Source organism: Paraburkholderia sp. EG286B, assembly GCF_040965655.1.
Classification (GTDB): domain Bacteria; phylum Pseudomonadota; class Gammaproteobacteria; order Burkholderiales; family Burkholderiaceae; genus Paraburkholderia.
The window spans coordinates 1-380 of the sequence record NZ_JBFRCF010000192.1; the positions used below are offsets into that span (position 1 = coordinate 1).

The following is a 380-nucleotide window of genomic DNA, read 5'->3' on the forward strand; positions in this document are numbered from 1 at the left end:
TCACCTCGCCAACGGCCATTGTGCGGCTGCGCTGCATCGACATCAGGTCTTCGCGCTCGGTTTCACTCAGATTCATTTTGCCCATGCACTATTAGATCAGTGCAATTTCATTGGTTCACTGGACTAGAGATTTCCGGGATCGTTGGTCGCAGCGCTTACGATGGTCTGAGGGCAATGCTGATCAAGTCCACCGTTCATGACTGTCATGCGTTATAGCGTGGACATGCAACGGCGAAAGCGAAAAACGATGAAACAACTGACACTGGCGATGGCTGTCGATCAATGCGCAGGATTCGGGGCGCAGCGCAAGCCTACGCGACGCGAAGCGTTTCTCGACGAGATGAACGCGATCGTGCCGTGGGCGGAGCTGTGCGCAGTGG

1 pseudogene is annotated in these 380 nt (G+C 55.3%); it reads left to right on the forward strand.

Annotated features, from left to right (window positions below):
- Positions 1-247: 247 nt before the first annotated feature.
- Positions 248-380: pseudogene (locus tag AB4Y42_RS44370) on the forward strand (IS5/IS1182 family transposase); the annotation flags it as partial.